Below are 24,448 nucleotides of genomic sequence, written 5' to 3'. Positions count from 1 at the left end.
GCATCACCATGAAACGCTGGCGATGCAAGATGCTGCTTACTTGACTTCGACCTTGGCGCCGGCTTCGGTCAGTTCCTTCTTGATCTTCTCGGCTTCGTCCTTGGTGGCGCCTTCCTTCAGGATGCCGCCGGCTTCGGTCAGATCCTTGGCTTCCTTCAGGCCCAGGCCGGTCACGGCGCGAACGGCCTTAATGACGCCGACCTTGTTGGCGCCGCAATCAACCAGCACCACGTTGAATTCGGTCTGCTCTTCGACCACGGCGGCCGGGCCAGCTGCAGCGGCAGCGACCGGAGCGGCGGCGGAGACGCCGAACTTTTCTTCGATGGCCTTGACCAGCTCCATCACTTCCATCAGGGACTTCTCGGCGATGGCGTCGACGATCTGTTCGTTGGTAAGGGACATTGTGATTACCTTTAAATGATTTTCTGGATTGGGGTTCTAGCGAACGCTAGGACATCAAGCTTCGGCAGTCTCGGCGACCGGCGCGGCGGCTTCGTCGCCACCACCCTGCTTGTCGCCCACGGCCTTGACGGCACGGGCAAACATGGCAGCCGGTTCGGACAGCACGCGGGCCAGCATGGCCAGGGCCTGATCGCGGGTCGGCAGCGAAGCCAACACGTCGACGTGGCCAGCCGGGAACAGTTCCCCGCCGATGGACACGACCTTGGCCTGCAACTTGTCGTTGCCCTTGGCGAATTCCTTGATCAGGCGACCGGCAGCGCCGGGCTCCTCCATCGAAAACGCATACAGCAAAGGACCGACCAGCTTGTCAGCGACGACAGCGAAATCAGTACCTTCAACGGCGCGCGCAGCCAGGGTGTTCTTGACAACTTTCAAGAACACGCCGGTTTCGCGGGCCTGCTTGCGCATCGCGGTCATCTGGGAGACCGTGATGCCAGCGTATTCGGCGGCGATCAAGGAGTGAGCCTTGGCGGCGATGTCTGCCAGCTCGGCGACTACTTCTTGCTTCTGAGACAGATTGAGAGCCATTGCACTCCTCCGTTAAAGCCGGGATTGGTGATTGGTGATGGGTGATTCGTCGAAAGCCGTGAAGCAGCCCCTGCAAATCCCCAATGCCGAATCCCAAATCCCCGCTTCAAACTACTCCGCTCGCGGCTCCTGCCGGTTGCGGTCCAGGGCAGCCTCCTTCCTGGAAGCCGGGAACATCGACCGATGTTCCTTTGGTGGCCGTTCTAGACCTGGAGTGGGCTCGATCCGGGATGTCCCAGACGCGCGTAAACCAGAAAGCTCCAGAAGGGCGACACCATCTACGCCGGCCGGCTCTTGCGAACCTGATTAAGCGATCCCGCTACATCGACGGCGACTCCCTGCCAGTGCGAGCATCCATGCCCGTCGTCGATCTGCGCTGACCGCGCCTGCGGTCTTTGACGGCTACCGCCGGACATGCCGGCGATCGCCTTCAAAATGTCCGTTACCCCAAAGGAGGGAACGGACTCCCAGCACACGGTGACCCGGGCCGGAAAAACAATGCTGTACTACATCGACGGGTCAGGCCCATGACAGGCCCGACCCCTCAACTCACTTCAGCGCAAGGCTGGACTGGTCGACGGTCACACCAGGACCCATCGTCGAGCTGACCGACACCTTCTGCAGGTAGGTACCCTTCGAGGTGGCCGGCTTGGCCTTGATCAGATCCAGCAGCAGCGCCTGCAGGTTCGACTTCAGCGCTTCGTCATCGAAGCTGGCCTTGCCGATGGTGCAGTGGATGATGCCAGCCTTGTCGGTGCGGTAACGCACCTGACCCGACTTGGCATTCTTGACCGCTTCGCCCGGGTTGGCCGACACGGTGCCGACCTTCGGGTTCGGCATCAGGCCGCGCGGGCCCAGCAGGGTGCCGAGCTTACCGACGACGCGCATCGCGTCCGGGGTGGCGATGACCACGTCGTAGCTCAGATCGCCGGCCTGCATTTTCTCGGCCAGGTCGTCCATGCCCACCGCCTCGGCACCAGCGGCCAGGGCTTCGTCAGCCTTGGCACCGGCCGGTGCGAACACGGCAACGCGCACGCTCTTGCCCGTACCGGCCGGCAGTACGGTCGAACCGCGCACCTGCTGGTCGGACTTCTTGGCGTCCACGCCCAGGCGCACGGCAACGTCGATCGACTCGACGAACTTGGCCTTGGTCACGGTCTTCAGGATCTTGATTGCGTCTTCGAAGGCATAGGTCTTGCCCGGAACGACAGCGGCCGCAATGGCCTTAACGCGCTTGCTCTGTGCCATGTCTTAGCCCTCCACCGTCAAACCCATGCTGCGGGCAGAACCCGCAATCGTACGCACTGCCGCTTCCAGCTCGGCCGCCGTCAAATCGGCTTCCTTGACCTTGGCGATCTCTTCCAGCTGCTTGCGCGTCACCTTGCCCACCTTGTCGGTGTTAGGGCGCTTGGAACCGGAAGTCACGCCTGCAGCCTTCTTGAGCAGCACGCTGGCCGGGGTGCTCTTGGTGATGAAGGTGAAGGTACGATCGGAGTACGCGGTGATGACCACCGGCGTCGGCAGACCCGGCTCCAGCTTGGAGGTCGCTGCGTTGAACGCCTTGCAGAATTCCATGATGTTCAGACCGCGCTGACCCAGGGCAGGGCCGACCGGCGGCGCAGGATTGGCCTGACCGGCCTTGACCTGCAACTTGATGTAAGCAGTTATCTTCTTTGCCATTTCGATACTCTCCGGGTGCTAGCGCCTTGACTGCAGGCTCCCCATCGGACCGGGAAATCACGTGTCCCGGCTTCACGTTTCTGACCACACGCAGATGGCTGCCATGCGGCAGCCATTGGTTCCCGGCGGTTCGCCAGGTCAGCGAGCCGCGCACTATAACAGCATTCAAGGCGGGCGCCTAGACGGCGCCCGACCGGCGTCAGCCCTTCTCGACCTGGCCGAACTCGAGCTCGACCGGCGTGGAGCGACCGAAGATGAGCACGGCAACCCGCAGCCTGCTCTTCTCGTAATTGACCTCTTCCACCACACCGTTGAAGTCGTTGAACGGACCATCGGTGACGCGCACCATCTGACCCGGCTCGAACAGCACCTTCGGACGCGGCTTCTCAACGCCGTCCTGCACACGCTGCAGGATCGCATCAGCCTCTTCGTCGCGAATCGGCAACGGACGGTCAGCGGTGCCGCCAATGAAGCCCATCACCTTGGAAGTCTCCTTCACCAGGTGCCAGCTCTCATTGTCGATGCGCGGAATACCGGCCTCTTCGTGGGTCTCGATCTGCACCAGCACGTAGCCGGGGAAGAACTTGCGCTCGGACCGGCGCTTCTGGCCGGCGCGCATCTCGATGACTTCTTCGGTCGGCACCAACACGTCGCCGAAACGATCTTCCATCTCGGTACGGGCAATACGGTCGCGCAATGCCTGCGCAACGGATTTTTCGAAGCCTGAATAGGCGTGAACGACATACCAACGCTTCACTGCTTGATTCTCCTCAACGAGCCAGGAACCACTGCGTGAGCTTCTGGATGACGAAGTCGAAGCCGCCCAACAGCAAACTCAGAATGATCACAACAACAATCACGACCCAGGTCGTGCGAATGGCTTCCTGGCGCGTCGGCCAGACCACCTTGCGCAACTCGAACCTGGATTCGGACATGAATTCACGGGTCTCCCGGCCTTTGCCGGTTCCCAAAAATACGAATGCGCCCGCCACCAACCCCACGATCACGGCCAGCGCACGCAACTGCGGCGTCCAGGCCCCGAACTGGGTGGCGCGCTCAGGCGCAGAAAACCAGAACCACACAAACAACCCCGCGATCACCAGGAGCGCGGAGATGACGTATTTCACGATATCAGCGCTGGCAGCAGACGCGCTTTTGGAAGGCTCGATTTTGCTATTCATCCGGCTCTAGTTACCGATCTGACCCGAATCGCTGGGCCGGAAAGAGGAGTGGCACGCCAGGAGGGACTCGAACCCCCAACCTGCGGTTTTGGAGACCGCTGCTCTGCCAATTGAGCTACTGGCGTATGTACTCGTTTACCGCAAACCCTAAGACAACGAAGGCGGACCGCGGTTCAGCCGGCCCGCCATTCGTTTGAATCCAGCCGCCGCGAGGCGACTGGACGCAGGCACTTACTTGATGATCTTGGCAACCACGCCGGCGCCGACGGTACGACCGCCTTCACGGATGGCGAAGCGCAGACCTTCGTCCATCGCGACCGGGTTGATCAGGGTCACGACCATCTTCACGTTGTCGCCCGGCATCACCATCTCCACGCCTTCCGGCAGCTGGCAAGCGCCAGTGATGTCGGTGGTGCGGAAGTAGAACTGCGGACGGTAGCCCTTGAAGAACGGCGTATGACGGCCACCCTCGTCCTTCGACAGCACGTAGACTTCGGCTTCGAACTCGGTGTGCGGCTTGATCGAACCCGGCTTGCACAGCACCTGGCCGCGCTCGACGTCGTCACGCTTGGTGCCGCGCAGCAGCAGACCGGCGTTGTCGCCTGCCTGACCCTGGTCGAGCAGCTTGCGGAACATTTCCACACCGGTGACGGTGGTCTTCTGGGTGTCACGGATACCGACGATTTCGATTTCGTCGCCGACCTTGATGATGCCGCGCTCGATACGACCAGTCACCACGGTGCCGCGGCCGGAGATCGAGAACACGTCTTCGACCGGCATCAGGAACGGACGGTCGACGTCGCGGGTCGGCTCCGGGATGAAGGTGTCGAGCGCGTCGACCAGCTTCAGGATCGCCGGCACGCCGATGTCGCTCTGATCGCCATCCAGCGCAAGACGCGCCGAACCATGGATGATCGGGGTGTCATCGCCCGGGAAGTCGTACTTGCTGAGCAGTTCGCGCACTTCCATTTCGACCAGCTCGAGCAGCTCGGCGTCGTCGACCATGTCGGCCTTGTTCAGGAAAACGACGATGTGCGGCACACCGACCTGACGCGAGAGCAGGATGTGCTCACGGGTCTGCGGCATCGGGCCGTCAGCAGCCGAACACACCAGAATCGCGCCGTCCATCTGCGCCGCACCGGTGATCATGTTCTTGACGTAGTCGGCGTGGCCGGGGCAATCGACGTGCGCGTAGTGACGGTTCGGGGATTCGTATTCGACGTGGGCGGTCGAAATCGTGATGCCGCGCGCCTTCTCTTCCGGCGCCGCGTCGATCGCGTCATACGCCTTGAACTCGCCACCGAAACGCTCAGCACCGATCTTGGTCAGCGCGGCTGTCAACGTGGTCTTGCCATGGTCAACGTGACCGATGGTGCCGACGTTCACGTGCGGCTTGGTGCGCTCAAATTTAGCTTTTGCCATGGGTGCGTGTCTCGGTAATCGTTTGGAGTTAAAGACGATTGAGTAGTGGTGCTCACGAAAGGAATCGAACCTTCGACCTCCTCCTTACCAAGGAGGTGCTCTACCGACTGAGCTACGTGAGCGAGTTTTGCATTATGCCATGCATTTGCGTTCAATGGAGCGGGAGACGGGAATCGAACCCGCACCATCAGCTTGGAAGGCTGAGGTTCTACCGTTGAACTACTCCCGCGCCGGGAACCGCATGCCACAACGTGAAACTGGTGGAGGGAGGTGGATTCGAACCACCGAAGGCGTAAGCCAGCAGATTTACAGTCTGCCCCCGTTGGCCGCTTGGGTATCCCTCCAGCTTTTACTACCGGACCGGTGCGCGATGAGGCGAATTCGGTTCGGGGTGAAGCAGCCCGTTATTTTGTTGTGGGACGCATGCAGTGTCAACAAAAATTTTGAGCAAATCGTCAGCGCCGAAGACGCGCGGCCATCGGGGTCGCGCGCAACCGGTCAGACGTTGAAGCGGAAGTGCAGCACGTCGCCTTCCTGCACGCGGTATTCCTTGCCTTCCAGACGCAGACGCCCCGCATCGCGCGCGCCGGCTTCGCCGCGGTGCTTGATGAAGTCGTCGAAGCCGATCGTCTCGGCGCGAATGAAGCCCTTCTCGAAATCGGTATGGATCACTGCTGCCGCCTGCGGCGCGGTCGAGCCAGCCCTGACCGTCCACGCACGCACTTCCTTGACGCCGGCAGTGAAGTAGGTCTGCAGGCCAAGCAACTTGTAGGCGGCACGGATGACGCGATTCAGACCCGGCTCGTCCAGACCCAGATCGGCCAGGAAGGTGTCGCGGTCCTCGTCGTCGAGCTGCGACAGCTCTTCCTCGATCGCTGCCGAGACCGGCACCACTTCGGCGCCTTCGGCCAACGCATGCCGACGCACCGCGTCCAGGTGCGGATTGTTCTCGAAACCGTCCTCAAGCACGTTGGCGATGTACATCACCGGCTTGAGCGTCAACAGGAACAGATCGCGCACCAGCGCCTTTTCGTCATCGTCCAGGCCGGCTGCACGCCCTGCCTTGCCATCGGCCAGCGCAGCCTGCAATTTGGCCAGCACCGGCTTGCGCGCCGCGGCATCCTTGTCGCCGCCCTTGGCGCTGCGCTCGGCACGGTTGAGCGCCTTTTCCACGCTGTCCAGATCGGCCAGCGCCAGTTCGGTATCGATGGTTTCGATATCGCTGATCGGGTCAACCTTGTTGTTCACATGGATGACATCGTCGTTCTCGAAGCAGCGCACCACGTGGGTGATCGCATCGACTTCGCGGATATGCGCCAGAAACTTGTTGCCCAGCCCTTCGCCGCTGGCCGCACCCGCCACTAGGCCGGCGATATCGACGAACTCGACCGCGGTCGGAATCAGCTTCTGCGGCTTGACGATCTCAGCCAGTTGATTGAGGCGCGGATCCGGCACCGGCACGATGCCGACGTTCGGCTCGATGGTGCAGAACGGGAAATTGGCCGCAGCGATGCCCGCCTTGGTCAGCGCATTGAACAGGGTCGACTTGCCGACGTTGGGCAGGCCGACGATGCCGCATTTGATACCCATAGGTTTTCCAGTGAATGGAGAATCGGGAATCGAGAATGGCAAGAGCAACGCTCCTCCCATTCCCGATTCCCCATTCTCTATTTTTCCGTATGCAGGCGCTTCATCGCCTCGTTGAAATTACCCTCCAGTGCCAGCGGCAGGACATCGATGGCTGCGTCCACTGCAGTGCCGATTGCCGCGTCGTCGTCGCGCCCTGCCCGTCCCAGCACCCAGGGCACCACGCGGTCCTTGTGGCCGGGATGGCCGATGCCGATCCGCAAGCGATGGAATTTACCGTGTCCCAGCAGGCGAATGGTGTCGCGCAAGCCGTTCTGGCCGCCGTGGCCGCCATCGAACTTGAGCCGCGCGATGCCCGGCGCAAGATCCAGTTCGTCGTGTGCAACGAGCAGTTGCTCCGGCTCGATCTTCCAGAACCGCAACGCGGCGGTGATCGATTTGCCGCTGAGATTCATGAAGGTGGCCGGCTTGAGCAGCCAGACCGACTGCCCGGCGATCTCGACCTTGGCGGTCTCGCCGAACAACTTGGCGTCCAGCCCCCAACGCACGCCATGGCGCTCGACGAGGGCATCGACGAAACGAAACCCGGCGTTGTGCCGGGTTTGCGCGTGTTCCGGACCGGGATTCCCGAGTCCGACAATCAGGCGGAGTGCAGACATGCCAGTGACCGCAGCCGATCCCGCGCAGTGCGAGGGATCGGCCGACGGCTTACTTGGTCTCGGCGCCTTCGCTGCCTTCTTCACCGGCAGCGTCTTCTTCCTCGATCCGCACGTGCTTGGCAGCAACCACTGCCACGTCGTGCTCCTTGCCCAGCTTCAGCTCCGGAATTTCCACACCGGCCGGCAGCTTGATCTCGGACAGGTGGATCACGTTGCCCACTTCCAGGGCACCCAGGTCCACTTCGATGAACTCCGGCAGATCCTTCGGCAGGCAGACGACCTGAACTTCGTTGAGTTCATGGGTGACGACCACTTCGCTGGACTTACCGGCCGGCGAGGCCGCTTCGTTGATGAAGTGCAGCGGCACGGCGGCGCTGAGCTTCTCGTTGGCGCTGACGCGCTGGAAGTCGATGTGGATGATCAGCTGCTTGAACGGATGGCGCTGCATGTCACGCAGCAGCACCTGCTGCACGTCGCCATTGAGGTTCAGGTCGAGGATCGACGAGTAGAACCACTCGTTCTGCTGGGCAAGCCAGATCTGCTCGTGGTTGAGCTGGATGCTGACCGGCTCGAGTTCGCCACCGTAAACGATGGCCGGAATGACGCCAGCGTGACGTAGGCGGCGGCTCGCACCCTTCCCCTCGTTCGCGCGGCGCTCGACCTTGATTTCGTGAGTCTTTGCCATGTTGTTTCACTACCTAGATTGGAATACCGCCTCGCGGCGATGAAGCGTCTCACCCGCGACCAGGCGAGACGTGGTACCGGCACCCGGAACTCCGGGCACCGAATGCGGCATCAGTCGACGTAGAGCGAACTCACCGACTCGCCGAAGGCGATGCGGCGAATGGTCTCGGCCAGCAGTTCGGCCACGCTCAGCTGACGAATCTTGGCGCAGGTGCGCGCAGCTTCGTTCAGCGGAATCGTGTCGGTGACCACCAGCTCGTCGAGCTGCGAATTGTTGATGTTGTCCACTGCCGGGCCGGACAGCACCGGGTGGGTGATGTAGGCCACCACCTTGAGCGCGCCGCGCTGCTTCAGCGCTGCGGCGGCGGCACACAGGGTACCGGCGGTATCGACCAGATCGTCGACCAGCACGCAGGTCTTGCCCTGCACATCGCCGATGATGTTCATCACCGTGGCGACGTTGGCGCGCGGACGGCGCTTGTCGATGATGGCCAGATCCGCATCGTCCAGACGCTTGGCGACGGCGCGCGCGCGCACCACACCGCCCACATCCGGCGATACCACGATCAGGTTGTCGGTGCCGTAGGCACGCCAGATGTCGGCTAGCAGCAGCGGCGAGGCATAGACATTATCGACCGGCACATCGAAGAAGCCCTGGATCTGGTCGGCATGCAGATCGACCGTCAACACGCGGTCGGCCTCCATCGCGCAGATCATCTTGGCAGCGACCTTGGCAGTGATCGGCACGCGCGAGGAGCGCATGCGGCGGTCCTGGCGCGAGTAGCCGAAGTACGGGATGACCGCGGTCACCGACGCGGCGCTGGCGCGCTTGAGCGCGTCGATCAGCACCAGCAGCTCCATCAGGTTCTCTGCGCTTGGCGCGCAGGTCGGCTGGATCACGAACACTTCCTGCCGGCGCACGCTTTCTTCGATCTCGACCTGCACCTCGCCATCGGAGAAGCGCGTGACCAGCGCCTTGCCCATGCGGACGCCGAGCTCCTTGCAGATGCTCAGGGCAAGCGGTTTGTTGGCATTGCCGGAGAACACCAGCAGGTTACGTTGGTCTTGCATGGGATCTCTCGGGCGGCGGCAAAGAGCGTGCGGGCGATGATGGAGCTGGACAAAGCCGACCAAATGCCGGGCTTTTCGTTGAATCTCCGCACATGGATGTGCGGGCTGTTGCAGGAGACCTGCATATACGGCTGTTGCAGAGGGACCTGCATGTACAACTGGTGCAGGGAGACCTGCATCAACAACTGGCAGGGGCGGTAGGATTCGAACCTACGAATGCCAGGATCAAAACCTGGTGCCTTGGGCCTCTTGGCGACGCCCCTGCATCAAACCTGTCTCGCATCCAGCGCGTCGAGCAGTGGCGAGTGCGCTGCACCTTCCACGACCCACGCCCTCAGGCTGTCCGGCAACTGCACCATGGCCTGCTCTGCAGCAGCGCGCGTGGCGAATTCGACGAAACACCCGCTCCCTGACCCGGTCAAACGCGGCGTCCCGATCCTGGACAGCGCCTGGAACACTGCCTCAATGGCGGGTTCACGGCGCCGCAGAACCGGCTCGAACGCATTGTCGAGCAGAGAACCCGAAGCGAAGTCCGCTATTTTCACGGGCGCGGCATCCCGCGTCAATTCCCGTGATTGAAATAAGACCGGGGTGGGCACGTGAATTCCCGGATCGACCAGCACGTAGAACGCCGCCGGGAGACCGATTGGGGTCAGTTGCTCGCCGACACCCTCGGCCCAGGCATTGTGACCGCGCACGAACACCGGCACGTCGGCGCCCAGTCGTAGCCCCAACTCGGCCAGCGTCTGGACCGGCAAGCCCAGGCCCCACAAGGCGTTCAGCGCGACCAGCACGGTGGCGGCATCCGACGATCCGCCGCCGAAGCCGCCGCCGGCGGGGATGCGCTTGTCGACCCGGATGTCGGCGCCGGCCTGCGTGCCCGCGCTGGATTGCAGCAGGCGCGCGGCCCGGATGACCAGGTCATCGTTTTCCGCCACGCCGGGCAGGCTGTCGCCGATGCGCCGGATCAGGCCGTCGTTGCGCAAACCAAGATGAATGGTGTCCCCCCAGTCCAGCAGCCGGAACACGGTCTGCAGCAGGTGGTAGCCATCGGCGCGGCGCCCGACGATCTGCAGGAACAGGTTGAGCTTGGCCGGCGCAGGCCAGGCCGACCAGCCCGTCTCCAGCGCGGACATCAGGGCGATACCGTCCACTGATCGACCAGCAGACGCACCTTGGCCTCGCCATTGCGGGCTTCGATGCGCTGCGGCAGCTCGGGCTGGCCGGCGCCGGCCGGCGCCCAGGCGAGAAAGTCGATCGTCCAGCCATCCTGCTGCACGGTACGCGGCCGCCCGGCCGCATCCAGATCCGCGCGTTCGGCACCGGCGTCGGCGATGCGCAGCGCGCGCACCCAGTCCGGCATCTGGTTGACCGGGATGGTCCAGCCGGTCGCTTCCAGCAGCACCTGCTCGGCATCCGGACCGCTGCGCGGGCCGCCGTCCAGCCCTTCCAGGCGTCCGCCGCCGCTGGCGGTGTCGCCGGTGAGCACCCAGCTCTGCCGGGTCACCGGCGCGCTGAGCTGCACGCGGTATTTCGCACCGTCCTGCTGCCAGTCGATGCGGCCGCTACCGCCGTTGCTGCCCTTGCTGATCGCCACCCGGCCCTGGAACGACCAGGCCGGATGCGCCTGCAGCCAGGTCTGGCGTGCGGCTTCGGCCTGACGCGCACCCTCGGAAACCTGTTCGACCACTGCGGCACCGCCGCCCTGCCCTCGCGGCACGCTGACGCAGGCCGACAGCCCGACCAGCACCAGCCCGCTCAGGGCCAGTGTTCGGATCGCCCCGCTCATAGCCCGAATTTTTCCACGGCGCGTTGCAGCGCGCGGTTGTCCGGATCCAGACGCCGCGCCTCATCGAAGTAGCGCCGCGCCTCATCCTGCTTGCCGCTGACCCACAGCACCTCGCCCACGTGCGCGGCGATTTCCGGGTCCTTGACCAGGGCCCAGGCGCGGCGCAGTTGCACCAGGGCTTCCTTGGTGCGGCCCATGCGATACAGCACCCAGCCGTAGCTGTCGACGATGGCCGGGTTATCCGGGTCGGCGGTGCGGGCGCGGTCGATCAGCGCCAGCGCTTCCTTGTAGCGGGTGGTGCGGTCGGCCAGGGTGTAGCCCAGCGCGTTCAGCGCCGCCACGTTTTCCGGTTCGGCCACCAGGATCTTGCGCAGATCGGCCTCGGCACGCGCGACATCGTCACGGCGCTCCCAGGCCAGGCCGCGGGCGTACAGCAGCGCGCCGTCGTCCGGATAGGCGGCCAGGCCGCGTTCGAAGGCATCCAGTTCGCCCGCTGCGTCGTCGGCGCGCTGGTGCAGCTCGGCTTCGAGCACGTAGGCGTCGCGACGCGCGTCGTCGTCGGCGCTGGCATCGCTCTGCAATGCGCGCGCTTCGGCGAGCGCCTCGGGCTTGCGGCCCAGCTCGTACAGGGCGCTGGCGGCGCGCAGGCGCGCCTCGCTCAGCTGCGGGCCGCCGGGCACGCCGCGATACCACTCCACCGCCTCGTCGTAGCGCTTGAGGAATTCGGCGATCTTGCCGAGCAGCAGGCGGCGGTCCGGGTCAGGCTTGGTGGCGTTGCTCTTGAGCTCGCCGTACAGCGCCTCCAGCGCGCTGCGATCTTTTTCCTTGGCCAGCATGGAGGCACGCAGCCCGTATGTCTGGGTGTCCTGCGGCCCGGTCGACAACACCCGCGCGGCGGCTTCAGTCTGCCCCATGGCGTCGTAGGCAAAGGCCAGCGCGCCACGCAGCTCGGAATCCTTGACTGCCTGCGGCTCGACATTCTTCAACAGTGCCAGCGCTTCGTCGTTCTTGCCTTCCTGCTGCAGCTGGGTGGCGTGCAACAAGGCCACGCGCGGCTCTTCGGGGAAGCGGCGCACCACTTCGTCGACGATGCGCTTGGCCAGCGCCGGGCGCTCCATGCGCAGGGCAAGCCGGCCGAATTCCTGCCAGGCTTCGATCTGATTGGGGATGGCGCCGGCCTTGACCAGGTCTTCGAGCACGTCGGCCGAGGCTTCCGGCTCGCGCCCGCCATTGGCCAGGGCGATCAGGGCGAAGCGCCAGCCGCGCGGGTCTGGCTCCTTGAGCAGGCCGAGCAGGTCACGGCGGGCGGTACGCAAGTCGTTGCGGCGCAAGGCCAGTGAGGCCTCGGTACTGCGCATGGACATCGACGAGGGTGCGCGGGCACGCCACAGCGCCAGGGCCTCGATCGCACGCGGGTCGTCGTTGGCCAGCATGGCGATGCGGGCAGCGCGTTCGGCCAGCCCGGCATCGCCAGCCTCGGCCTTGGCGGCGTCCAGGTAGGCGCGGGCGGCATCGTCCAACTGCCCGGCCTGCAAGGCGAATTCGCCGGCGAGCACCGGCTCCAGCGAGGTGGTGCCGGCGCGACCGGGCGGTGGCGCAGGCGGTGCTTTCTTGGGTGCTGCAGTGGCACTGGTGGAGACTGCGACCAGCAAAAGAACACACAGGATGCGAATCGGTACAGGCATCGGGGGCAACCGGGCCGTAAAATGGGGCCCTGAATGGCCGCCAGCTTATCGCAAGCAACTGAACAATGACGTTGTGGGTGCTCGGACTGAATCACCAGACCGCACCTGTGGACCTGCGCGAACGCGCGGCGTTCGCAGGTGACGCGTTGCCGCGCGCGCTCGAATCCCTGCGCGCGTTGCCGCAGGTACGCGAGGCCGCGCTGCTGTCCACCTGCAACCGCACCGAGCTGTATGCGATGTCCGACGACCCGCACAGCCTGGTGAGCTGGCTGGAGACCCATGCGCCGGGCTTGAGCGGCTACCTGTATCAACATCAGGAGGAAGCGGCGGTGCGCCACCTGTTCCGCGTCGCCACCGGGCTGGACTCGATGGTGCTGGGCGAGCCGCAGATCCTGGGCCAGGTGAAGGACGCCTGGGCAGTGGCGCGTGCACACGGCGCACTGGGCAGCGGGCTGGACCGCCTGTTCCAGCAGACCTTCTCGGTCGCCAAGCGGGCGCGCACCGATACCCGCGTCGGTGCCAATCCGGTGTCAGTGGCCTCCACTGCGGTGCGACTGGCGCAGGAATCCTTTGCGCGGCTCAACGAATCCACCGTGCTGCTGATCGGCGCGGGCGAAACCATCGAGCTGGCGGCCAAGCATCTGAGCGAAGGCCGCGTGCGCCGCTTGTTGATCGCCAATCGCACGCTTGCGCATGCGCAGACGCTGGCCAGCCAGCACGGCGGTTACGCCCTGCCGCTGACCGATCTGGACCGCCATCTGGCCGAAGCCGACGTGGTGTTCTCGGCCACCGCCGCGCGCGAGCCGATTGTGACGCGGGTGCAGGTGGAACAGGCGCTGCGCGCTCGCAAGCGCAAGCCGATGCTGCTGTTCGACCTGGCGGTACCGCGCGATATCGAAGCCTCGGTGGCCGAACTCGGCGACGCCTACCTGTACACGGTGGACGACCTGGAACGCGCGGTGGAAGACAACCGCCGCGGCCGCCGTGAAGCCGCCGACCAGGCCGAAGCCATCATCGACCTGCAGGTGGCTCGCTATGTCGAGACCTTGCAGGCCAACGCGCGCCAGGCGCCGCTGAAGCGCTTGCGCGCGTTCGGCGATAGCACCCGCGACGAACTGCTGGCCAAGGCGCGCCAGCAATTGCACAACGGCAAGCCGGCCGACGAAGTACTGGAACAGCTGGCGCATGCGCTGACCAACCGGCTGCTGCATCCGCCCACTGCCGCGCTGCGCGATGCCGCGCTCAACAACGACCTGGAATTGACCAGCGCGGCCGACCGGCTGTTCCCGGAAAAACCGGGTTACCAACATCCCCCTGTAGCCACCCCGATCGTGAGGACCGATGACGCCGACCCTGCGCCGTAAGCTCGAAGCGCTGGCCGAGCGCCGCGAAGAACTGCAGCACCTGCTCTCCGACCCCGATGTGGTCAACAACAACGATAAGTTCCGCACGCTGTCGCGCGAACTGTCGCAGCTGGAGCCGGTGGCCGTGGCCCTGGAAGACGAAGCGCGCGCCAAGGCCGACCTCAGCGCGGCAGAAGCGATGCGCAACGATCCGGAAATGCGCGAGCTGGCCGAAGAGGAGATCGCCGCCGCACAGGCGCGCCTGGAAGAACTGGATGCGCAACTGGCCTTGCTGCTGGTGCCGCGCGACCCGCGCGATGACGGCAACCTGTTCCTGGAAGTGCGCGCCGGCACCGGCGGCGACGAGGCGGCGATCTTTGCCGGCGACCTGTTCCGCATGTATGCGCGTTATGCCGAGCGCCAGGGCTGGAAGGTGGAAATCGAATCCGACAGCCCCGGCGAGCACGGCGGCTACAAGGAAGTGGTGGCACGGGTGGTCGGACGCGGCGCGTATTCGCGGCTGAAGTTCGAATCCGGCACCCACCGCGTGCAGCGCGTGCCGGCGACCGAGTCGCAGGGCCGCATCCACACCTCGGCGGCGACGGTGGCAATCATTCCCGAAGCCGACGATGTGGAAGAGATCGTGATCAACCCGGCCGACCTGAAAGTGGACACCTTCCGCTCGTCCGGTGCCGGCGGCCAGCACGTCAACAAGACCGAGTCGGCGATCCGCATCACCCATGTGCCCAGCGGCGTGGTGGTGGAATGCCAGACCGAGCGCAGCCAGCATGCCAACCGCGACAAGGCGATGAAGCGGCTGAAGGCGCAATTGGTGGAAGCCGAACGCAGCAAGGCGGCCGCCGCCGAAGCGCAGACGCGCAAGTTGCAGGTCGGCAGCGGCGACCGCAGCCAGCGTATCCGCACCTACAGCTTCCCGCAGGGCCGCATCACCGACCATCGCGTGGAGGGCCTGACGCTGTACGACCTGCCCAACATCATCGAAGGCGATCTGGATGCACTGATCGCACGACTGCTGCACGAGCATCAGGCCGACGAACTGGCACGGTTGAGCGACAGCCCGTGAGTGCGCAGGTGCCGCGCGAGCTGCTGCAGCTGCGCGAGGCGGTGCGACGCCAGCCGGGCGATTTCATCGCCTGGCTGATGCTGGCCGACGCCGAACTCGGCATGGGCGCGATCGCTGCAGGCGAGGCCGCGGTGCAACGCGCGCTTGCACTGCAGCCGGGCCATCCGGAAGCGGTGGCGCGGCTTGGCCGGGTGCGCTGGACACAGCAACGGCATGCCGACGCGGCAGCGTTGTTGCAGCAGGCATCGGACCTGGTGCCGCAGCATCCGGGCATCGCGTTGTGGCTGGGGCATGCATTGGAAGATGCAGGCCAGGCCGAAGCGGCCGCAGCCGCGTATACGCGTGCGCATCAGTTGCTGCCCGACGAGCCATATATCGCTGCGCAACTGCTCAACTGGCGACGCCGCCTGTGCGATTGGCGCGAGCTGGATGCGCTTGCTGCGCAGGTGCGCAGCGCCGTGGCGCAGGGCGCTGCTGCGGTGGAACCGTTCGCCTTCCTGAGCGAGGACGCCAGCGCTGCCGAACAGCTGGCGTGTGCACAGACGCGCGCGCAGGCAGTCGCTGCGATGTTGCGCCCGCTACCGCCGACTGCCGTGCGCAGCCAGGGCGGGTTGCGGGTCGGCTTCGTTTCCAACGGGTTTGGTGCGCATCCCACCGGCTTGCTGACGGTCGCGTTGTTCGAAGCGCTGAAGCGCCGGCAGCCGGCGCTGCAACTGCATCTGTTCGCCACCAGCCATGACGACCGCAGCGAGATCCGCGTGCGCCTGGCGAAGGCCACCACGCTGCACGATGTCACCGAGTTCGGGCACCTGGCCACCGCGCAGCACATCCGCGACCAGGGCATCGATCTGCTGTTCGACCTGCGCGGCTGGGGCGGTGGCGGGCGCCCGGAAGTGTTCGCACTGCGGCCGGCGCCGCTGCAGCTCAACTGGCTGGCGTATCCGGGCACGTCGGGCGCACCGTGGATGGACTGTGTGCTGGGCGATGCGTTTGCGCTGCCGCCGGCGCTGGAGCCGTTCTACCGCGAGCGCGTGCTGCGCCTGAACGGTGCGTTTCAGCCGTCGGATACCTCGCGCGTGGTCGCCGAGCCGCCGTCGCGGGCGCAATGCGGCCTGCCCGAGCATGGCGTGGTGCTGTGCTGCTTCAACAACAGCTACAAGCTCAATCCACACAGCATGGCGCGCATGCTGGCGGTGTTGCGTGCGGTGCCGGGCAGCGTGCTGTGGCTGCTGTCCGGACCGGGCCAGGCCGACGCACGCCTGCGTGCAGTGGCGCAGACGCAAGGCGTGGCTGCGCAGCGCCTGGTGTTCATGCCGAAGCTGCCGCACGCCCAATATCTGGCGCGCTACCGGCATGCGGACCTGTTCCTGGATACGCATCCATACAACGCGCATACCACCGCATCGGATGCCTTATGGGCCGGTTGCCCGGTGTTGACGACGCCCGGCGAGACATTTGCCGCGCGCGTGGCCGGCAGCCTGAATCATCATCTGGGGCTGGATGAGATGAATGTGGCCGATGACGCTGCGTTCGTGGCCAAGGCGGTGGCGTTGGCAAGTGACCCAGCGGCATTGAGTGCGTTGCGTGCACGGGTGGCGGAGCGTCGGCGCGAGTCGGGCGTGTTCGATATGGATGGGTTTGCCGACGGGTTCGCGGACCTGATGCAAGCACTCGCGCGCCAACATGGTTGGTCAGGTAACTAGCGGGCTGCTTGCCTTTCCAAGGTAGATGGCTGTCTTCCGCCGCACCCGCACCCCAAGGCACGCGCGCCCAGCTGTGCCTCCTCGCCCCTGCGGGAGAGGTGCTTCAAAGCGTCACTGAGTTTCTTCGAGACCTTTTCAGGTCATGGAAACAACGTGCAGAGCGGCAGCGTGGCCGGGGATTGGCGGAGAGCGGCACACGGATGTGCCGCGGCGGCGAGTCAGACAGGATGTCTGCCGAGCCGAGGAGCCGATCCCCGGCCGCGCTGCCGCCCTCACCGAAGCGAGTACCGACAGGCATCTTGCTTCGCCGTACCCTCACCCCACCCCCTCCTCCCGGCGGGAGAGGGGCGTCCAATCTTGCGGCGTGGGCGCTCGGCGGCACGCACACCAGGGGCGCGCAAGCTGTGCCTTCTCGCCCGCAGGGAGAGCGACTTGTCGATTTGCCACAAACTGTCAGTTGCTCATTGCCAGTGTCAGCGAACCCCGCTGGCAATCAATGTTGTGCGGCTTCACGCCGTGGTGCTGTACCCGGTCGTTCCGGCTCGCTAGGCTTGGGGCATGCCTTCCAATCTCGACTTCATTCCCTTGCACCTGTGCGTGCTGACGGTGTCCGACAGCCGCACGCTGGCCGATGATCGCTCCGGCGACTACCTGGTCGATGCCCTCACTCTCGACGGTCACGTGCTGCATGAGCGCGCCCTGTGTCCGGACGATCGCTACCGCATGCGCGCGATCGTCTCTGCGTGGATCGCCGATGCGCAGGTCGACGGCATCCTGATCACTGGCGGCACCGGCTTTACCGGCCGTGACAGCACGCCGGAGGCGATCACGCCGCTGCTGGACAAGACCATGCCCGGTTTCGGCGAATTGTTCCGCGCGGTCAGTGTCGACGAAATCGGCACCTCATCGCTGCAGTCGCGCGCGTTTGCGGGGCTGGCCAATCACAGTTTCGTGTTCTGCCTGCCCGGCTCCACCTCGGCCTGCCGCACGGCCTGGGAAAAGATCGTGCGTGCGCAGCTGGATGCGCGGACCAAGCCCTGCAATCTGGCGACACTGCGTCCACGTCTGGGCGAATAGCCTGCGCGCTCCATCGCTGTTGGAACGCGCATGTCGCACCTGAAACGCAAGGCCTACAAGAAGTTGCTGGCACCGCTGCAGCTGGAACTGGTCAACATGGCGCGCTGGCTGCGGCATACCAACCAGCGCGCGCTGGTACTGGTGGAAGGCCGCGACACCGCCGGCAAGGGCGGTGTGATCCAGGCCATCGCCAGCCATCTGAACCCGCGCCAGTGCCGGGTGGTGGCGTTGCCGACACCCAACGACCGCGAAAGCACGCAATGGTATTTCCAGCGCTATGTGGCGCACCTGCCGGCGGCCGGCGAGTTGGTGCTGATGGATCGCAGCTGGTACAACCGCGCCGGCGTGGAACGGGTGATGGGCTATTGCACCGACGCGCAGTACGACGCGTTTCTGGAGCAGGCGCCGCGCTTCGAACAACTGCTGGTCGACGACGGCATCCTGCTGTTCAAGTACTGGCTGTGCGTGGATCAGGCCGAGCAGGAACAGCGCTTTGCCGAACGCCAGGAAGATCCGCTCAAGGGCTGGAAACTGTCGCCGGTGGATCTGCAGTCACGCAGCAAGTACGAGGACTACACCGCCGCGCGTGAGCGCATGCTTGAGGTGACGCATACGCCGGACGCGCCGTGGACGCTGGTGGATTTCAACGACCAGAAGCGCGGCCGGTTGAGCCTGATCCGCAATCTGCTGGATCGGCTCCCGGACACCGCGGTGCCCGATGACACGCTGCAGCTGCCGCCACTGGAAGGCAAGCCACACAAGGAACGTTACGGCGTGCTGGAACCGATCGACGATTACGCCGGCCAGTCCTGAGAGATCTCGTCGCTGGCCGCGGTGGCGCGCGGCAAGGGGTACAGGCCGGCCTGGCGTTCGGCCTGCTCGGCCTGAAGCACCAACTGGCTCAGGCGCTGGCTGAACAGCTGCATGAAACCGCGATGCAGCGGGCGCATCGCTTCGATGTAATCGACGTCGTCGGCCTGCGCACCCAGCGGGCTGCAGGACGACAGCAGCACTTCGTCCAGGCGTAGCGCGCTGTCGGGCAGACGCACCAGCGCGGCGCGGCGCAACCAGTCGCGCATGCCCTGACGGTACTCGGCGGCCAGGATGTAGGCCACTTCGACCTGATCCAGGTCCACATCGGGATTCCACGCCAGCACCTGGATGACCTGGGAGCGCTCGTCCAGCATGCGGCTCTCGGCAACCAGCCCGTGCAATTGCTGCAGCAGACGCCATTGGACGCCGGCCGCCTCGCGCTGCGGGGCCGGCATGGTCTCGATCGCCAGCGCCAGGCGGCGTGCGAACAGCGCCGGCACCTCGGCCAGAACGATCGGGCCGGCATCGGCGCCGAGCAGGAAACGTTCGGTGCGCAGCGTGGCGGTGTCGGGCAGGTAGCCGTCCTGCAGCGGGCGCATCACGCCGTGGTCGAGCAGCGACAGCACCACATCCAGCCAGTAGCGACGCTCCTGTTGCAGCGCGCGGTTGGCGGTGGCGTTCTGCCAGGCCGGACGGAGATCGTCCAGACGCGAGATGCAGGCCTGGGCATCCAGGGTGTCCCAGGGCGCGCGGGTGGCGTCGTTGGGATCGAAATTCTCCACGCTGAGCATGCCGCCGCCGAAACGGTGCCAGGCTGCGCCGCGCTGGCTGCCGGCGGGATCCGGCCTGGAGGCCGACAGCGGCACCGCGGGGGCCGGGCGTAACAGCGCCGCGTAGGCGTCGGCCCAGGAGTCGGGCAGACGCGCCGACAGCGGATAGCTGGCAGTGGACGCGCCCAGGCCGTGGCGCGCGAGCTTCAGGCTCCACAGCACCGCAGCGATCACGATGCCGCCGAAGATCCAGGCCAGCAGCCAGCTGGTGGCCGCCTGCCCTGGCTGCAGCACGCGGGTCTGCGGCTGCAGAAACAGCAGCCAGCCGCTGCCCGACAGGACGCCCAAATACAGCCATGGCGCCAGCTGCGCCAGGCGACGGTTGCGGGCAGGCAGTTCGTGCCCGTCGGTGTGATCTTGAGATGGAGCGGCCATACATTCCCCCTGCACGCCTGATCGCGCTGACAAGGTTATCGGCGACGCATCGCAAGTCTGTTGGCCTGCCCGGCTGGCAGCGACTCAGCCAGTTACAAATTCTTCAGTCGGCGGCGGCGCGCAGGGCGTGCGGGTCACCGCGGCCACGCTGGCCGCCGGCGGACCTTGCCATAACCAGGTTTCCAGCACGTCCAGCGCGGCGTCGGGCCCGGCAGCAACCACTTCCACGCTGCCGTCGGGCTGGTTGCGTGCATGCCCACGCAGGCCCAGCGCAACAGCGCGCTCGCGGGTGGAGGCGCGGAACCACACGCCCTGCACCACGCCGGTGACGATAAAGCGCGCCGCCTGCATCAGCCGACCTTGCCGGTGATGCCCACCGCCGTCTCGATGTCGCGTGCGGTCACCGGGCCGAGGAACTGCTTGGCCACCTTGCCGTCTGGCCCGATCAGATACGTCATCGGCAAGCCGCGCGGCGTGGCGAAGTCCTGCGGCGGCTGGTAGGGGTCGAGGATGGCGATCGGGTACGACACCGGGTGGTCCTTCAGGAACGCCTGCATGTCGGCGCTGCTGATGTCTTCATAGGCCAGGCCCACCACTTCGATGGTGTCGCGCATGGTGTGCAGCGCCGACAGCTCGGGCATTTCCTTCAGGCATGGCGCGCACCAGGTGGCCCAGAAATTGACCACCACCCACTTGCCGCGATGCGCGGCCAGGTCATAGGCCTCGCCGGTCACGGTCGGCAGCGACAGCTTGGGCATCTCGGCGGTCTGCTGCACCACCGAGGTGTCGGTTGGGCTGGCCGGGTCGGCGGGGGCGGCCGGCTTTTGCGGTGTCTGTGCGGTGGTCGCCGGCGCTGCACCGCCGGCGGCGGGCGTGCCCTCGCCGGTGGGTTTGCAGGCGGTCAGCAACACCAGCGGCAACAGCAGCGCACAGGCGCCGCGCACAAGGCGCACGGTCATGGGAGGTCTCCGGGAAGGTGGGTGTAGAGGTCGCCGACCGGTTGCGCCAGCACACTGCGCAAGGGTTGGCGCAGTTGTTCCAGCGCAGCGGCAGCGGCCTGGCCGTAGGCATCGTCGCGGCACGGCAGGGGGCGGTCTTCGATCGGCACGCGCAGCTGGCAGCTTTCGTAGAGTTCGGCCAGCGGCACCACGTCCAGGTCGCGCGCCAGCAGCCATTGGCCGCGCTCATCGCGGCGCAGCAGGCGGATGCGTTTGAGTTCGCACAGCAATTCCTGCATCAGCGTGTCGGTGAGCATCGGCTCCAGCGCCAGGATGCGGTCTTCGTCCAGCCCGTTGCCGTGGATGCGCGCCTGGCGGAAGCGGCCGAGCAGGCGCAGCAGGCCATAGATCTCGAAGCCCGGCGGCAGCCGCATCGCTTCGGGCTGGTAACGGAATGCCGCCATCGAAGAGGCCAGCGAAGCGCCCAGCAGCACCGAGACCCAACTCAGGTAGATCCACAACAGCAGGATCGGCAGCGCCGACAGCGCGCCGTAAATACGCTGATAGGTCTGGAAATTGCCCAGATAGAAGCCGAAGCCCCATTTGACGATTTCCATCAGGATCACCGCCAGCAACGCACCCGGCAGCGCATGCCGCAGGCGCACCCCATGCTGCGGCACCACCCGGTAGATCAGCACGATGCAGACGAATTCCACCGCCATCGGCGCTAGCCTCCAGGCGAATTCGGCCAGCCACTGGCCTTCGGTGGTGCGGAACAGCGGCAGCGCGAACACGTAGGCGGCCATCGCCATTGAGGCGGCGGCCAGCATCGTACCCAGGGTCAGCACCGTCCAGTAGATCAGGAAGCGTGTCACCTTCGGGCGTGCGGCGGCCACCCGCCAGATGCTGTTGAAGGTCTGCTCGATGCTGTGCAGGGTGATCAGCAGCGAGGCCACCAGCGCGACCATACCAGCCACAGTGAACTTGCCCAGATCCTCCAGCGAACGATTGAGGTAGTTCTGCACCGAGCGCGCCGCGCCGGGCACGAAGTTGTTGAAGATGAAGTCGGTCAGCGCGTCCTTCCACTCGTTGAAGGCCGGGAACGCCGACAGCACCCCGAACACCACGATCGCCAGCGGCACCAGCGCGAACACCGTGGTGTAAGCGAGCGAGGCGGCCGCCTGGAACAGGCGGTCGTCGAGAAAACGGCGCCACAGGAAGCGCCCGAAGCTGACCGTCCGCGCGCGGTCGCGCAGCCGTTCTTTCCATTGGTGGATTTTGTTCACACGCGACATCGCGCAAGGGTACCCGATGCGCCGTCATCGCGGCCTTGCCGCAACTGCGGCGTGCAGGCAGGCGGTGGCTTGGCCGATACTGCGGCAACTCACACAGGCGGTAGATGCGCGATGGCGGAGATTCTGGTGCTGTATTACAGCCGTGGCGGTTCGGTGGCGCGGCTGGCGCGGCAGATCGCGCGCGGCATCGGCGAAGTGCCGGGCATGGGCGCGCGGCTGCGCACGGTACCGCCCGTGGCGGCGGTGACCCAGACCAGCGCCCCGCCGGTGCCGGACGAGGGCGCGCCGTATGTGGACAAGGCCGATCTGGCCGAATGCAGCGGTTTGCTGCTGGGCAGCCCGACCCGCTTCGGCAACATGGCCGCGCCGATGAAGCATTTCCTCGACGGCCTGGGCGCCGAGTGGGCCAGCGGCATCCTGGCCGGCAAGCCGGCAGGCGTGTTCACCTCCACCGCCTCGATGCACGGCGGCCAGGAATCCACCTTGCTGTCGATGCACCTGCCGCTGCTGCACCACGGCTGCCTGATCGTCGGCATCCCGTTCACCGAGCCGGCGCTCAGCCATACCACCAGCGGCGGCACGCCGTATGGCGCCAGCCATGTCTCCGGCGCCGGCGGCGACCCGCAACCGAGCGAGGACGAAGCGCTGCTGGCGCGTGCGCTGGGTCGCCGGGTGGCCGATATCGCCCGGCGCCTGGCCAGCCCATGAGCGTGCGTGCCACGCACTGGCTGTTGACTGCCGCGCTGATCGCGCTGACGGTGCTGTTCGTGAGCTGGTTTCACGACGACCGCCACCGCACCGCGGCGCTGCTGGTGTTCGCACTGCCGCCGGCGCTGATGGCCGCGCTGGCGCTGCGCAGCGCACGTGCGCGTTTCTGGGCCGGCGTGTTCGCGCTGGGCTGGTTCAGTCACGGCGTGATGGCGGCCTGGAGCCAGCCGCAGGCGCGTGGGCTGGCCTGGCTGGAAGTGCTGCTGGCCCTGCTGGTGGTGGCATTGGTGGGCGGCCCCGGCATGGCGGCGCGCTTCGGCCGCAAGCGCCCTCCACGTTGACCCGCTTGGGCAGCACCCGCGCCGGGGTCGTATCATGACGGCCCTCGCGCGGCCTGCACCGCGCCCGTTTGAAGGACCCGCAGCAATGGAAGACCTCCTGATCGTCACCACCGGTGGCACGATCGACAAGATCTACTTCGACGACAAATCGGACTACCAGATCGGCGACCCGCAGATCGGCCAGATCCTCAAGGAGCTGGGCGTGACCTTCCGCTTCTCGGTGATTCCGATCATCCGCAAGGATTCGCTGCACATCACCGACGCCGACCGCGAACTGGTGCGCGCCACCATCGCCGCCCAGCCGACACGCCACGTGCTGATCACCCACGGCACCGACTCGATGGTGGAAACCGGCAAGGTGCTGCAGTCGATCGCCGACAAGACCATCGTGATGACCGGCGCGCTCAATCCGGCGCGCTTTCGCGGCTCGGATGCCGAGTTCAACATCGGCTGCGCGGTCGGCGCGGTGCAGTCGCTGCCGGCCGGCGTGTACATCGCCATGAACGGGCGCATCTGGAATCCGGAAAAGGTGCGCAAGAACGTCGCCGCCAACCGCTTCGAATCGCTCTGACGCCATGAGCAAGGCCACCCGCGCGACCAGGGCATTGGATGCCGCCGGCGTGGCCTATGTGCTGCACTCCTACGCTTACCAGGCCGATGCCGACGCGAAAGGCGTGCAGGCGGCAAATGCCCTGGGACTGGCGCCGCACACGGTACTGAAAACATTGATGGCCTGGGTCGACGACCAGGCGGTGTGCGTGGTGATCCCGTGCGATCGCCGGGTGTCGCTGAAGAAGCTGGCCAGTGCCTGCAACGGCAAGTCGGCGCGCATGATGGAGGTGGCCGATGCCGAGCGTCGCACCGGCTACAAGGTCGGCGGCATCAGCCCGCTGGGGCAGCAACGCCAGGCCCCGGTCCTGATCGAAGCCAGCGCGCTGGATGCCCCGTCGCTGTGGATCAACGCCGGGCAACGCGGCTTGCTGCTGGAGTTACCGGGCGACGGCATCGTTGCCGCATTGCAGGCGCGGCCCTGCAGTGTTTGCGACTAGCCGCGGCGACACACCGCGCGGCGTGCGTGTCGGCTGGCGCCAGCCGGCATCTGGAAAATCCAAAAGTGGCTCTTGCTTGCGGCAGCAGTCACGCGCGTCCGCTGCGGCGTGAGGCATCGCCAGCGCCATATGGCCGATGCAAGA

Annotated in this window: 27 protein-coding genes and 5 tRNA genes; 9 read left to right on the top strand and 23 right to left on the bottom strand. The window is 65.8% G+C overall.

The features are described 5' to 3' along the window. Window positions 1-36: 36 nt before the first annotated feature. The 19 genes from rplL to KHN93_RS04975 form a co-directional block, all read right to left on the bottom strand. Entirely contained in the window at window positions 37-402 is a 366-nt protein-coding gene (gene rplL, locus KHN93_RS05065; RefSeq protein ID WP_016900679.1) for a 50S ribosomal protein L7/L12, read from the bottom strand. 54 nt (window positions 403-456) lie between these two features. Continuing rightward, window positions 457-990: a 50S ribosomal protein L10 gene (rplJ, locus tag KHN93_RS05060; RefSeq protein ID WP_016900680.1), complete on the bottom strand. Its 534-nt coding sequence runs from the start codon at window positions 988-990 to the stop codon at window positions 457-459. 549 nt (window positions 991-1,539) lie between these two features. Further along, window positions 1,540-2,238 carry a 50S ribosomal protein L1 gene (gene rplA / locus KHN93_RS05055; RefSeq protein ID WP_016900681.1) on the bottom strand — a complete coding sequence of 233 codons (699 nt, stop codon included), beginning with the start codon at window positions 2,236-2,238 and terminating at the stop codon, window positions 1,540-1,542. 3 nt (window positions 2,239-2,241) lie between these two features. Beyond that, window positions 2,242-2,670 (bottom strand): 50S ribosomal protein L11, encoded by a 429-nt coding sequence (gene rplK, locus KHN93_RS05050; RefSeq protein ID WP_016900682.1) that lies wholly within the window; start codon window positions 2,668-2,670, stop codon window positions 2,242-2,244. Window positions 2,671-2,869: 199 nt separating this feature from the next. Continuing rightward, entirely contained in the window at window positions 2,870-3,427 is a 558-nt protein-coding gene (nusG, locus tag KHN93_RS05045; RefSeq protein WP_016900683.1) for a transcription termination/antitermination protein NusG, read from the bottom strand. Window positions 3,428-3,440: 13 nt separating this feature from the next. Then, the gene (gene secE / locus KHN93_RS05040) at window positions 3,441-3,851 is read right to left on the bottom strand and encodes a preprotein translocase subunit SecE (protein ID WP_016900684.1); all 411 of its coding nucleotides are present in this window, start codon (window positions 3,849-3,851) and stop codon (window positions 3,441-3,443) included. A gap of 49 nt (window positions 3,852-3,900) precedes the next feature. After that, window positions 3,901-3,976 (bottom strand) — tRNA-Trp (locus tag KHN93_RS05035). 106 nt (window positions 3,977-4,082) lie between these two features. Continuing rightward, the gene (gene tuf / locus KHN93_RS05030; RefSeq protein WP_024938571.1) at window positions 4,083-5,273 is read right to left on the bottom strand and encodes an elongation factor Tu; all 1,191 of its coding nucleotides are present in this window, start codon (window positions 5,271-5,273) and stop codon (window positions 4,083-4,085) included. A gap of 46 nt (window positions 5,274-5,319) precedes the next feature. Next, window positions 5,320-5,395: transfer RNA gene (locus KHN93_RS05025), tRNA-Thr, on the bottom strand. Window positions 5,396-5,428: 33 nt separating this feature from the next. Next, window positions 5,429-5,502 (bottom strand) — tRNA-Gly (locus tag KHN93_RS05020). Between the two features lie 29 nt (window positions 5,503-5,531). Continuing rightward, window positions 5,532-5,617 (bottom strand) — tRNA-Tyr (locus tag KHN93_RS05015). Between the two features lie 154 nt (window positions 5,618-5,771). After that, window positions 5,772-6,863, bottom strand: a complete 1,092-nt coding sequence (gene ychF / locus KHN93_RS05010; RefSeq protein WP_016900686.1) for a redox-regulated ATPase YchF — start codon at window positions 6,861-6,863, stop codon at window positions 5,772-5,774. A gap of 77 nt (window positions 6,864-6,940) precedes the next feature. Further along, window positions 6,941-7,519, bottom strand: a complete 579-nt coding sequence (gene pth, locus KHN93_RS05005) for an aminoacyl-tRNA hydrolase (protein ID WP_039530489.1) — start codon at window positions 7,517-7,519, stop codon at window positions 6,941-6,943. Between the two features lie 49 nt (window positions 7,520-7,568). Then, complete coding sequence (locus tag KHN93_RS05000; protein ID WP_016900688.1) at window positions 7,569-8,204, bottom strand: 50S ribosomal protein L25/general stress protein Ctc; 636 nt, start codon at window positions 8,202-8,204, stop codon at window positions 7,569-7,571. 110 nt (window positions 8,205-8,314) lie between these two features. Further along, window positions 8,315-9,274 carry a ribose-phosphate diphosphokinase gene (locus tag KHN93_RS04995; RefSeq protein WP_002811729.1) on the bottom strand — a complete coding sequence of 320 codons (960 nt, stop codon included), beginning with the start codon at window positions 9,272-9,274 and terminating at the stop codon, window positions 8,315-8,317. Window positions 9,275-9,460: 186 nt separating this feature from the next. After that, window positions 9,461-9,537, bottom strand: a tRNA-Gln gene (locus KHN93_RS04990). A 3-nt stretch (window positions 9,538-9,540) separates the two neighbouring features. Beyond that, window positions 9,541-10,428 (bottom strand): 4-(cytidine 5'-diphospho)-2-C-methyl-D-erythritol kinase, encoded by an 888-nt coding sequence (gene ispE, locus KHN93_RS04985; protein ID WP_104560237.1) that lies wholly within the window; start codon window positions 10,426-10,428, stop codon window positions 9,541-9,543. Then, the gene (gene lolB, locus KHN93_RS04980; protein ID WP_212579224.1) at window positions 10,410-11,063 is read right to left on the bottom strand and encodes a lipoprotein insertase outer membrane protein LolB; all 654 of its coding nucleotides are present in this window, start codon (window positions 11,061-11,063) and stop codon (window positions 10,410-10,412) included. Before lolB ends, ispE begins: the two co-directional genes overlap by 19 nt. Further along, window positions 11,060-12,748, bottom strand: a complete 1,689-nt coding sequence (locus KHN93_RS04975) for a tetratricopeptide repeat protein (RefSeq protein ID WP_166764125.1) — start codon at window positions 12,746-12,748, stop codon at window positions 11,060-11,062. The genes lolB and KHN93_RS04975 overlap by 4 nt, the downstream gene beginning before the upstream one ends. 65 nt (window positions 12,749-12,813) lie before the next feature. Between KHN93_RS04975 and hemA the strand changes: the two genes are divergently transcribed. The 5 genes from hemA (at window position 12,814) to ppk2 (ending at window position 18,768) form a co-directional block, all read left to right on the top strand. Then, window positions 12,814-14,112, top strand: a complete 1,299-nt coding sequence (hemA, locus tag KHN93_RS04970; protein WP_039810738.1) for a glutamyl-tRNA reductase — start codon at window positions 12,814-12,816, stop codon at window positions 14,110-14,112. Continuing rightward, the gene (prfA, locus tag KHN93_RS04965) at window positions 14,090-15,175 is read left to right on the top strand and encodes a peptide chain release factor 1 (protein WP_039530499.1); all 1,086 of its coding nucleotides are present in this window, start codon (window positions 14,090-14,092) and stop codon (window positions 15,173-15,175) included. The genes hemA and prfA overlap by 23 nt, the downstream gene beginning before the upstream one ends. Next, the gene (locus tag KHN93_RS04960; RefSeq protein ID WP_212579223.1) at window positions 15,172-16,878 is read left to right on the top strand and encodes an O-linked N-acetylglucosamine transferase, SPINDLY family protein; all 1,707 of its coding nucleotides are present in this window, start codon (window positions 15,172-15,174) and stop codon (window positions 16,876-16,878) included. Before prfA ends, KHN93_RS04960 begins: the two co-directional genes overlap by 4 nt. A gap of 558 nt (window positions 16,879-17,436) precedes the next feature. Further along, the gene (gene moaB, locus KHN93_RS04955) at window positions 17,437-17,955 is read left to right on the top strand and encodes a molybdenum cofactor biosynthesis protein B (RefSeq protein WP_047125918.1); all 519 of its coding nucleotides are present in this window, start codon (window positions 17,437-17,439) and stop codon (window positions 17,953-17,955) included. Between the two features lie 30 nt (window positions 17,956-17,985). Then, window positions 17,986-18,768 (top strand): polyphosphate kinase 2, encoded by a 783-nt coding sequence (gene ppk2 / locus KHN93_RS04950; protein WP_212579222.1) that lies wholly within the window; start codon window positions 17,986-17,988, stop codon window positions 18,766-18,768. Here ppk2 and KHN93_RS04945 read toward each other — a convergent pair. The 4 genes from KHN93_RS04945 to KHN93_RS04930 all read right to left on the bottom strand — a co-directional run bounded on the left by KHN93_RS04945 (window position 18,750) and on the right by KHN93_RS04930 (window position 22,206). Further along, window positions 18,750-19,973 (bottom strand): hypothetical protein, encoded by a 1,224-nt coding sequence (locus KHN93_RS04945; RefSeq protein WP_104647072.1) that lies wholly within the window; start codon window positions 19,971-19,973, stop codon window positions 18,750-18,752. The genes ppk2 and KHN93_RS04945 overlap by 19 nt on opposite strands. 84 nt (window positions 19,974-20,057) lie before the next feature. After that, the gene (locus KHN93_RS04940; protein ID WP_212579221.1) at window positions 20,058-20,324 is read right to left on the bottom strand and encodes an acylphosphatase; all 267 of its coding nucleotides are present in this window, start codon (window positions 20,322-20,324) and stop codon (window positions 20,058-20,060) included. Further along, window positions 20,324-20,932 (bottom strand): TlpA family protein disulfide reductase, encoded by a 609-nt coding sequence (locus KHN93_RS04935; protein WP_212579220.1) that lies wholly within the window; start codon window positions 20,930-20,932, stop codon window positions 20,324-20,326. The genes KHN93_RS04940 and KHN93_RS04935 overlap by 1 nt, the downstream gene beginning before the upstream one ends. Continuing rightward, entirely contained in the window at window positions 20,929-22,206 is a 1,278-nt protein-coding gene (locus tag KHN93_RS04930; protein WP_104560230.1) for a YihY family inner membrane protein, read from the bottom strand. The genes KHN93_RS04935 and KHN93_RS04930 overlap by 4 nt, the downstream gene beginning before the upstream one ends. Before the next feature lie 51 nt (window positions 22,207-22,257). Here KHN93_RS04930 and wrbA point away from each other — a divergent pair, with 51 nt between their 5' ends. From wrbA to ybaK, 4 genes are all read left to right on the top strand, one after another. Further along, window positions 22,258-22,914, top strand: a complete 657-nt coding sequence (gene wrbA / locus KHN93_RS04925) for an NAD(P)H:quinone oxidoreductase (RefSeq protein ID WP_172454310.1) — start codon at window positions 22,258-22,260, stop codon at window positions 22,912-22,914. Continuing rightward, entirely contained in the window at window positions 22,911-23,255 is a 345-nt protein-coding gene (locus tag KHN93_RS04920; RefSeq protein WP_047128204.1) for a DUF2069 domain-containing protein, read from the top strand. Before wrbA ends, KHN93_RS04920 begins: the two co-directional genes overlap by 4 nt. A gap of 85 nt (window positions 23,256-23,340) precedes the next feature. Next, window positions 23,341-23,826 carry an asparaginase domain-containing protein gene (locus tag KHN93_RS04915; protein ID WP_016900703.1) on the top strand — a complete coding sequence of 162 codons (486 nt, stop codon included), beginning with the start codon at window positions 23,341-23,343 and terminating at the stop codon, window positions 23,824-23,826. Between the two features lie 4 nt (window positions 23,827-23,830). Further along, window positions 23,831-24,304 carry a Cys-tRNA(Pro) deacylase gene (gene ybaK / locus KHN93_RS04910; RefSeq protein WP_212579219.1) on the top strand — a complete coding sequence of 158 codons (474 nt, stop codon included), beginning with the start codon at window positions 23,831-23,833 and terminating at the stop codon, window positions 24,302-24,304. Window positions 24,305-24,448: the final 144 nt, after the last annotated feature.

Source organism: Xanthomonas arboricola pv. juglandis, from assembly GCF_905367715.1.
GTDB lineage: Bacteria > Pseudomonadota > Gammaproteobacteria > Xanthomonadales > Xanthomonadaceae > Xanthomonas > Xanthomonas arboricola.
This window is presented reverse-complemented; position numbering and strand designations above follow the sequence as displayed.

Excerpts from the sequence above, each read along its gene's own strand:
- rplL (WP_016900679.1), bottom strand. The coding sequence starts at position 402 with ATGTCCCTTACCAACGAACAGATCGTCGACGCCATCGCCGAGAAGTCC.
- rplJ (WP_016900680.1), bottom strand. The coding sequence starts at position 990 with ATGGCTCTCAATCTGTCTCAGAAGCAAGAAGTAGTCGCCGAGCTGGCA.
- rplA (WP_016900681.1), bottom strand. The coding sequence starts at position 2,238 with ATGGCACAGAGCAAGCGCGTTAAGGCCATTGCGGCCGCTGTCGTTCCG.
- rplK (WP_016900682.1), bottom strand. The coding sequence starts at position 2,670 with ATGGCAAAGAAGATAACTGCTTACATCAAGTTGCAGGTCAAGGCCGGT.
- secE (WP_016900684.1), bottom strand. The coding sequence starts at position 3,851 with ATGAATAGCAAAATCGAGCCTTCCAAAAGCGCGTCTGCTGCCAGCGCT.
- tuf (WP_024938571.1), bottom strand. The coding sequence starts at position 5,273 with ATGGCAAAAGCTAAATTTGAGCGCACCAAGCCGCACGTGAACGTCGGC.
- ychF (WP_016900686.1), bottom strand. The coding sequence starts at position 6,863 with ATGGGTATCAAATGCGGCATCGTCGGCCTGCCCAACGTCGGCAAGTCG.
- pth (WP_039530489.1), bottom strand. The coding sequence starts at position 7,519 with ATGTCTGCACTCCGCCTGATTGTCGGACTCGGGAATCCCGGTCCGGAA.
- KHN93_RS05000 (WP_016900688.1), bottom strand. The coding sequence starts at position 8,204 with ATGGCAAAGACTCACGAAATCAAGGTCGAGCGCCGCGCGAACGAGGGG.
- KHN93_RS04995 (WP_002811729.1), bottom strand. The coding sequence starts at position 9,274 with ATGCAAGACCAACGTAACCTGCTGGTGTTCTCCGGCAATGCCAACAAA.
- lolB (WP_212579224.1), bottom strand. The coding sequence starts at position 11,063 with ATGAGCGGGGCGATCCGAACACTGGCCCTGAGCGGGCTGGTGCTGGTC.
- KHN93_RS04975 (WP_166764125.1), bottom strand. The coding sequence starts at position 12,748 with ATGCCTGTACCGATTCGCATCCTGTGTGTTCTTTTGCTGGTCGCAGTC.
- hemA (WP_039810738.1), top strand. The coding sequence starts at position 12,814 with ATGACGTTGTGGGTGCTCGGACTGAATCACCAGACCGCACCTGTGGAC.
- prfA (WP_039530499.1), top strand. The coding sequence starts at position 14,090 with ATGACGCCGACCCTGCGCCGTAAGCTCGAAGCGCTGGCCGAGCGCCGC.
- moaB (WP_047125918.1), top strand. The coding sequence starts at position 17,437 with ATGCCTTCCAATCTCGACTTCATTCCCTTGCACCTGTGCGTGCTGACG.
- ppk2 (WP_212579222.1), top strand. The coding sequence starts at position 17,986 with ATGTCGCACCTGAAACGCAAGGCCTACAAGAAGTTGCTGGCACCGCTG.
- KHN93_RS04945 (WP_104647072.1), bottom strand. The coding sequence starts at position 19,973 with ATGGCCGCTCCATCTCAAGATCACACCGACGGGCACGAACTGCCTGCC.
- KHN93_RS04940 (WP_212579221.1), bottom strand. The coding sequence starts at position 20,324 with ATGCAGGCGGCGCGCTTTATCGTCACCGGCGTGGTGCAGGGCGTGTGG.
- KHN93_RS04935 (WP_212579220.1), bottom strand. The coding sequence starts at position 20,932 with ATGACCGTGCGCCTTGTGCGCGGCGCCTGTGCGCTGCTGTTGCCGCTG.
- KHN93_RS04930 (WP_104560230.1), bottom strand. The coding sequence starts at position 22,206 with ATGTCGCGTGTGAACAAAATCCACCAATGGAAAGAACGGCTGCGCGAC.
- KHN93_RS04920 (WP_047128204.1), top strand. The coding sequence starts at position 22,911 with ATGAGCGTGCGTGCCACGCACTGGCTGTTGACTGCCGCGCTGATCGCG.
- KHN93_RS04915 (WP_016900703.1), top strand. The coding sequence starts at position 23,341 with ATGGAAGACCTCCTGATCGTCACCACCGGTGGCACGATCGACAAGATC.
- ybaK (WP_212579219.1), top strand. The coding sequence starts at position 23,831 with ATGAGCAAGGCCACCCGCGCGACCAGGGCATTGGATGCCGCCGGCGTG.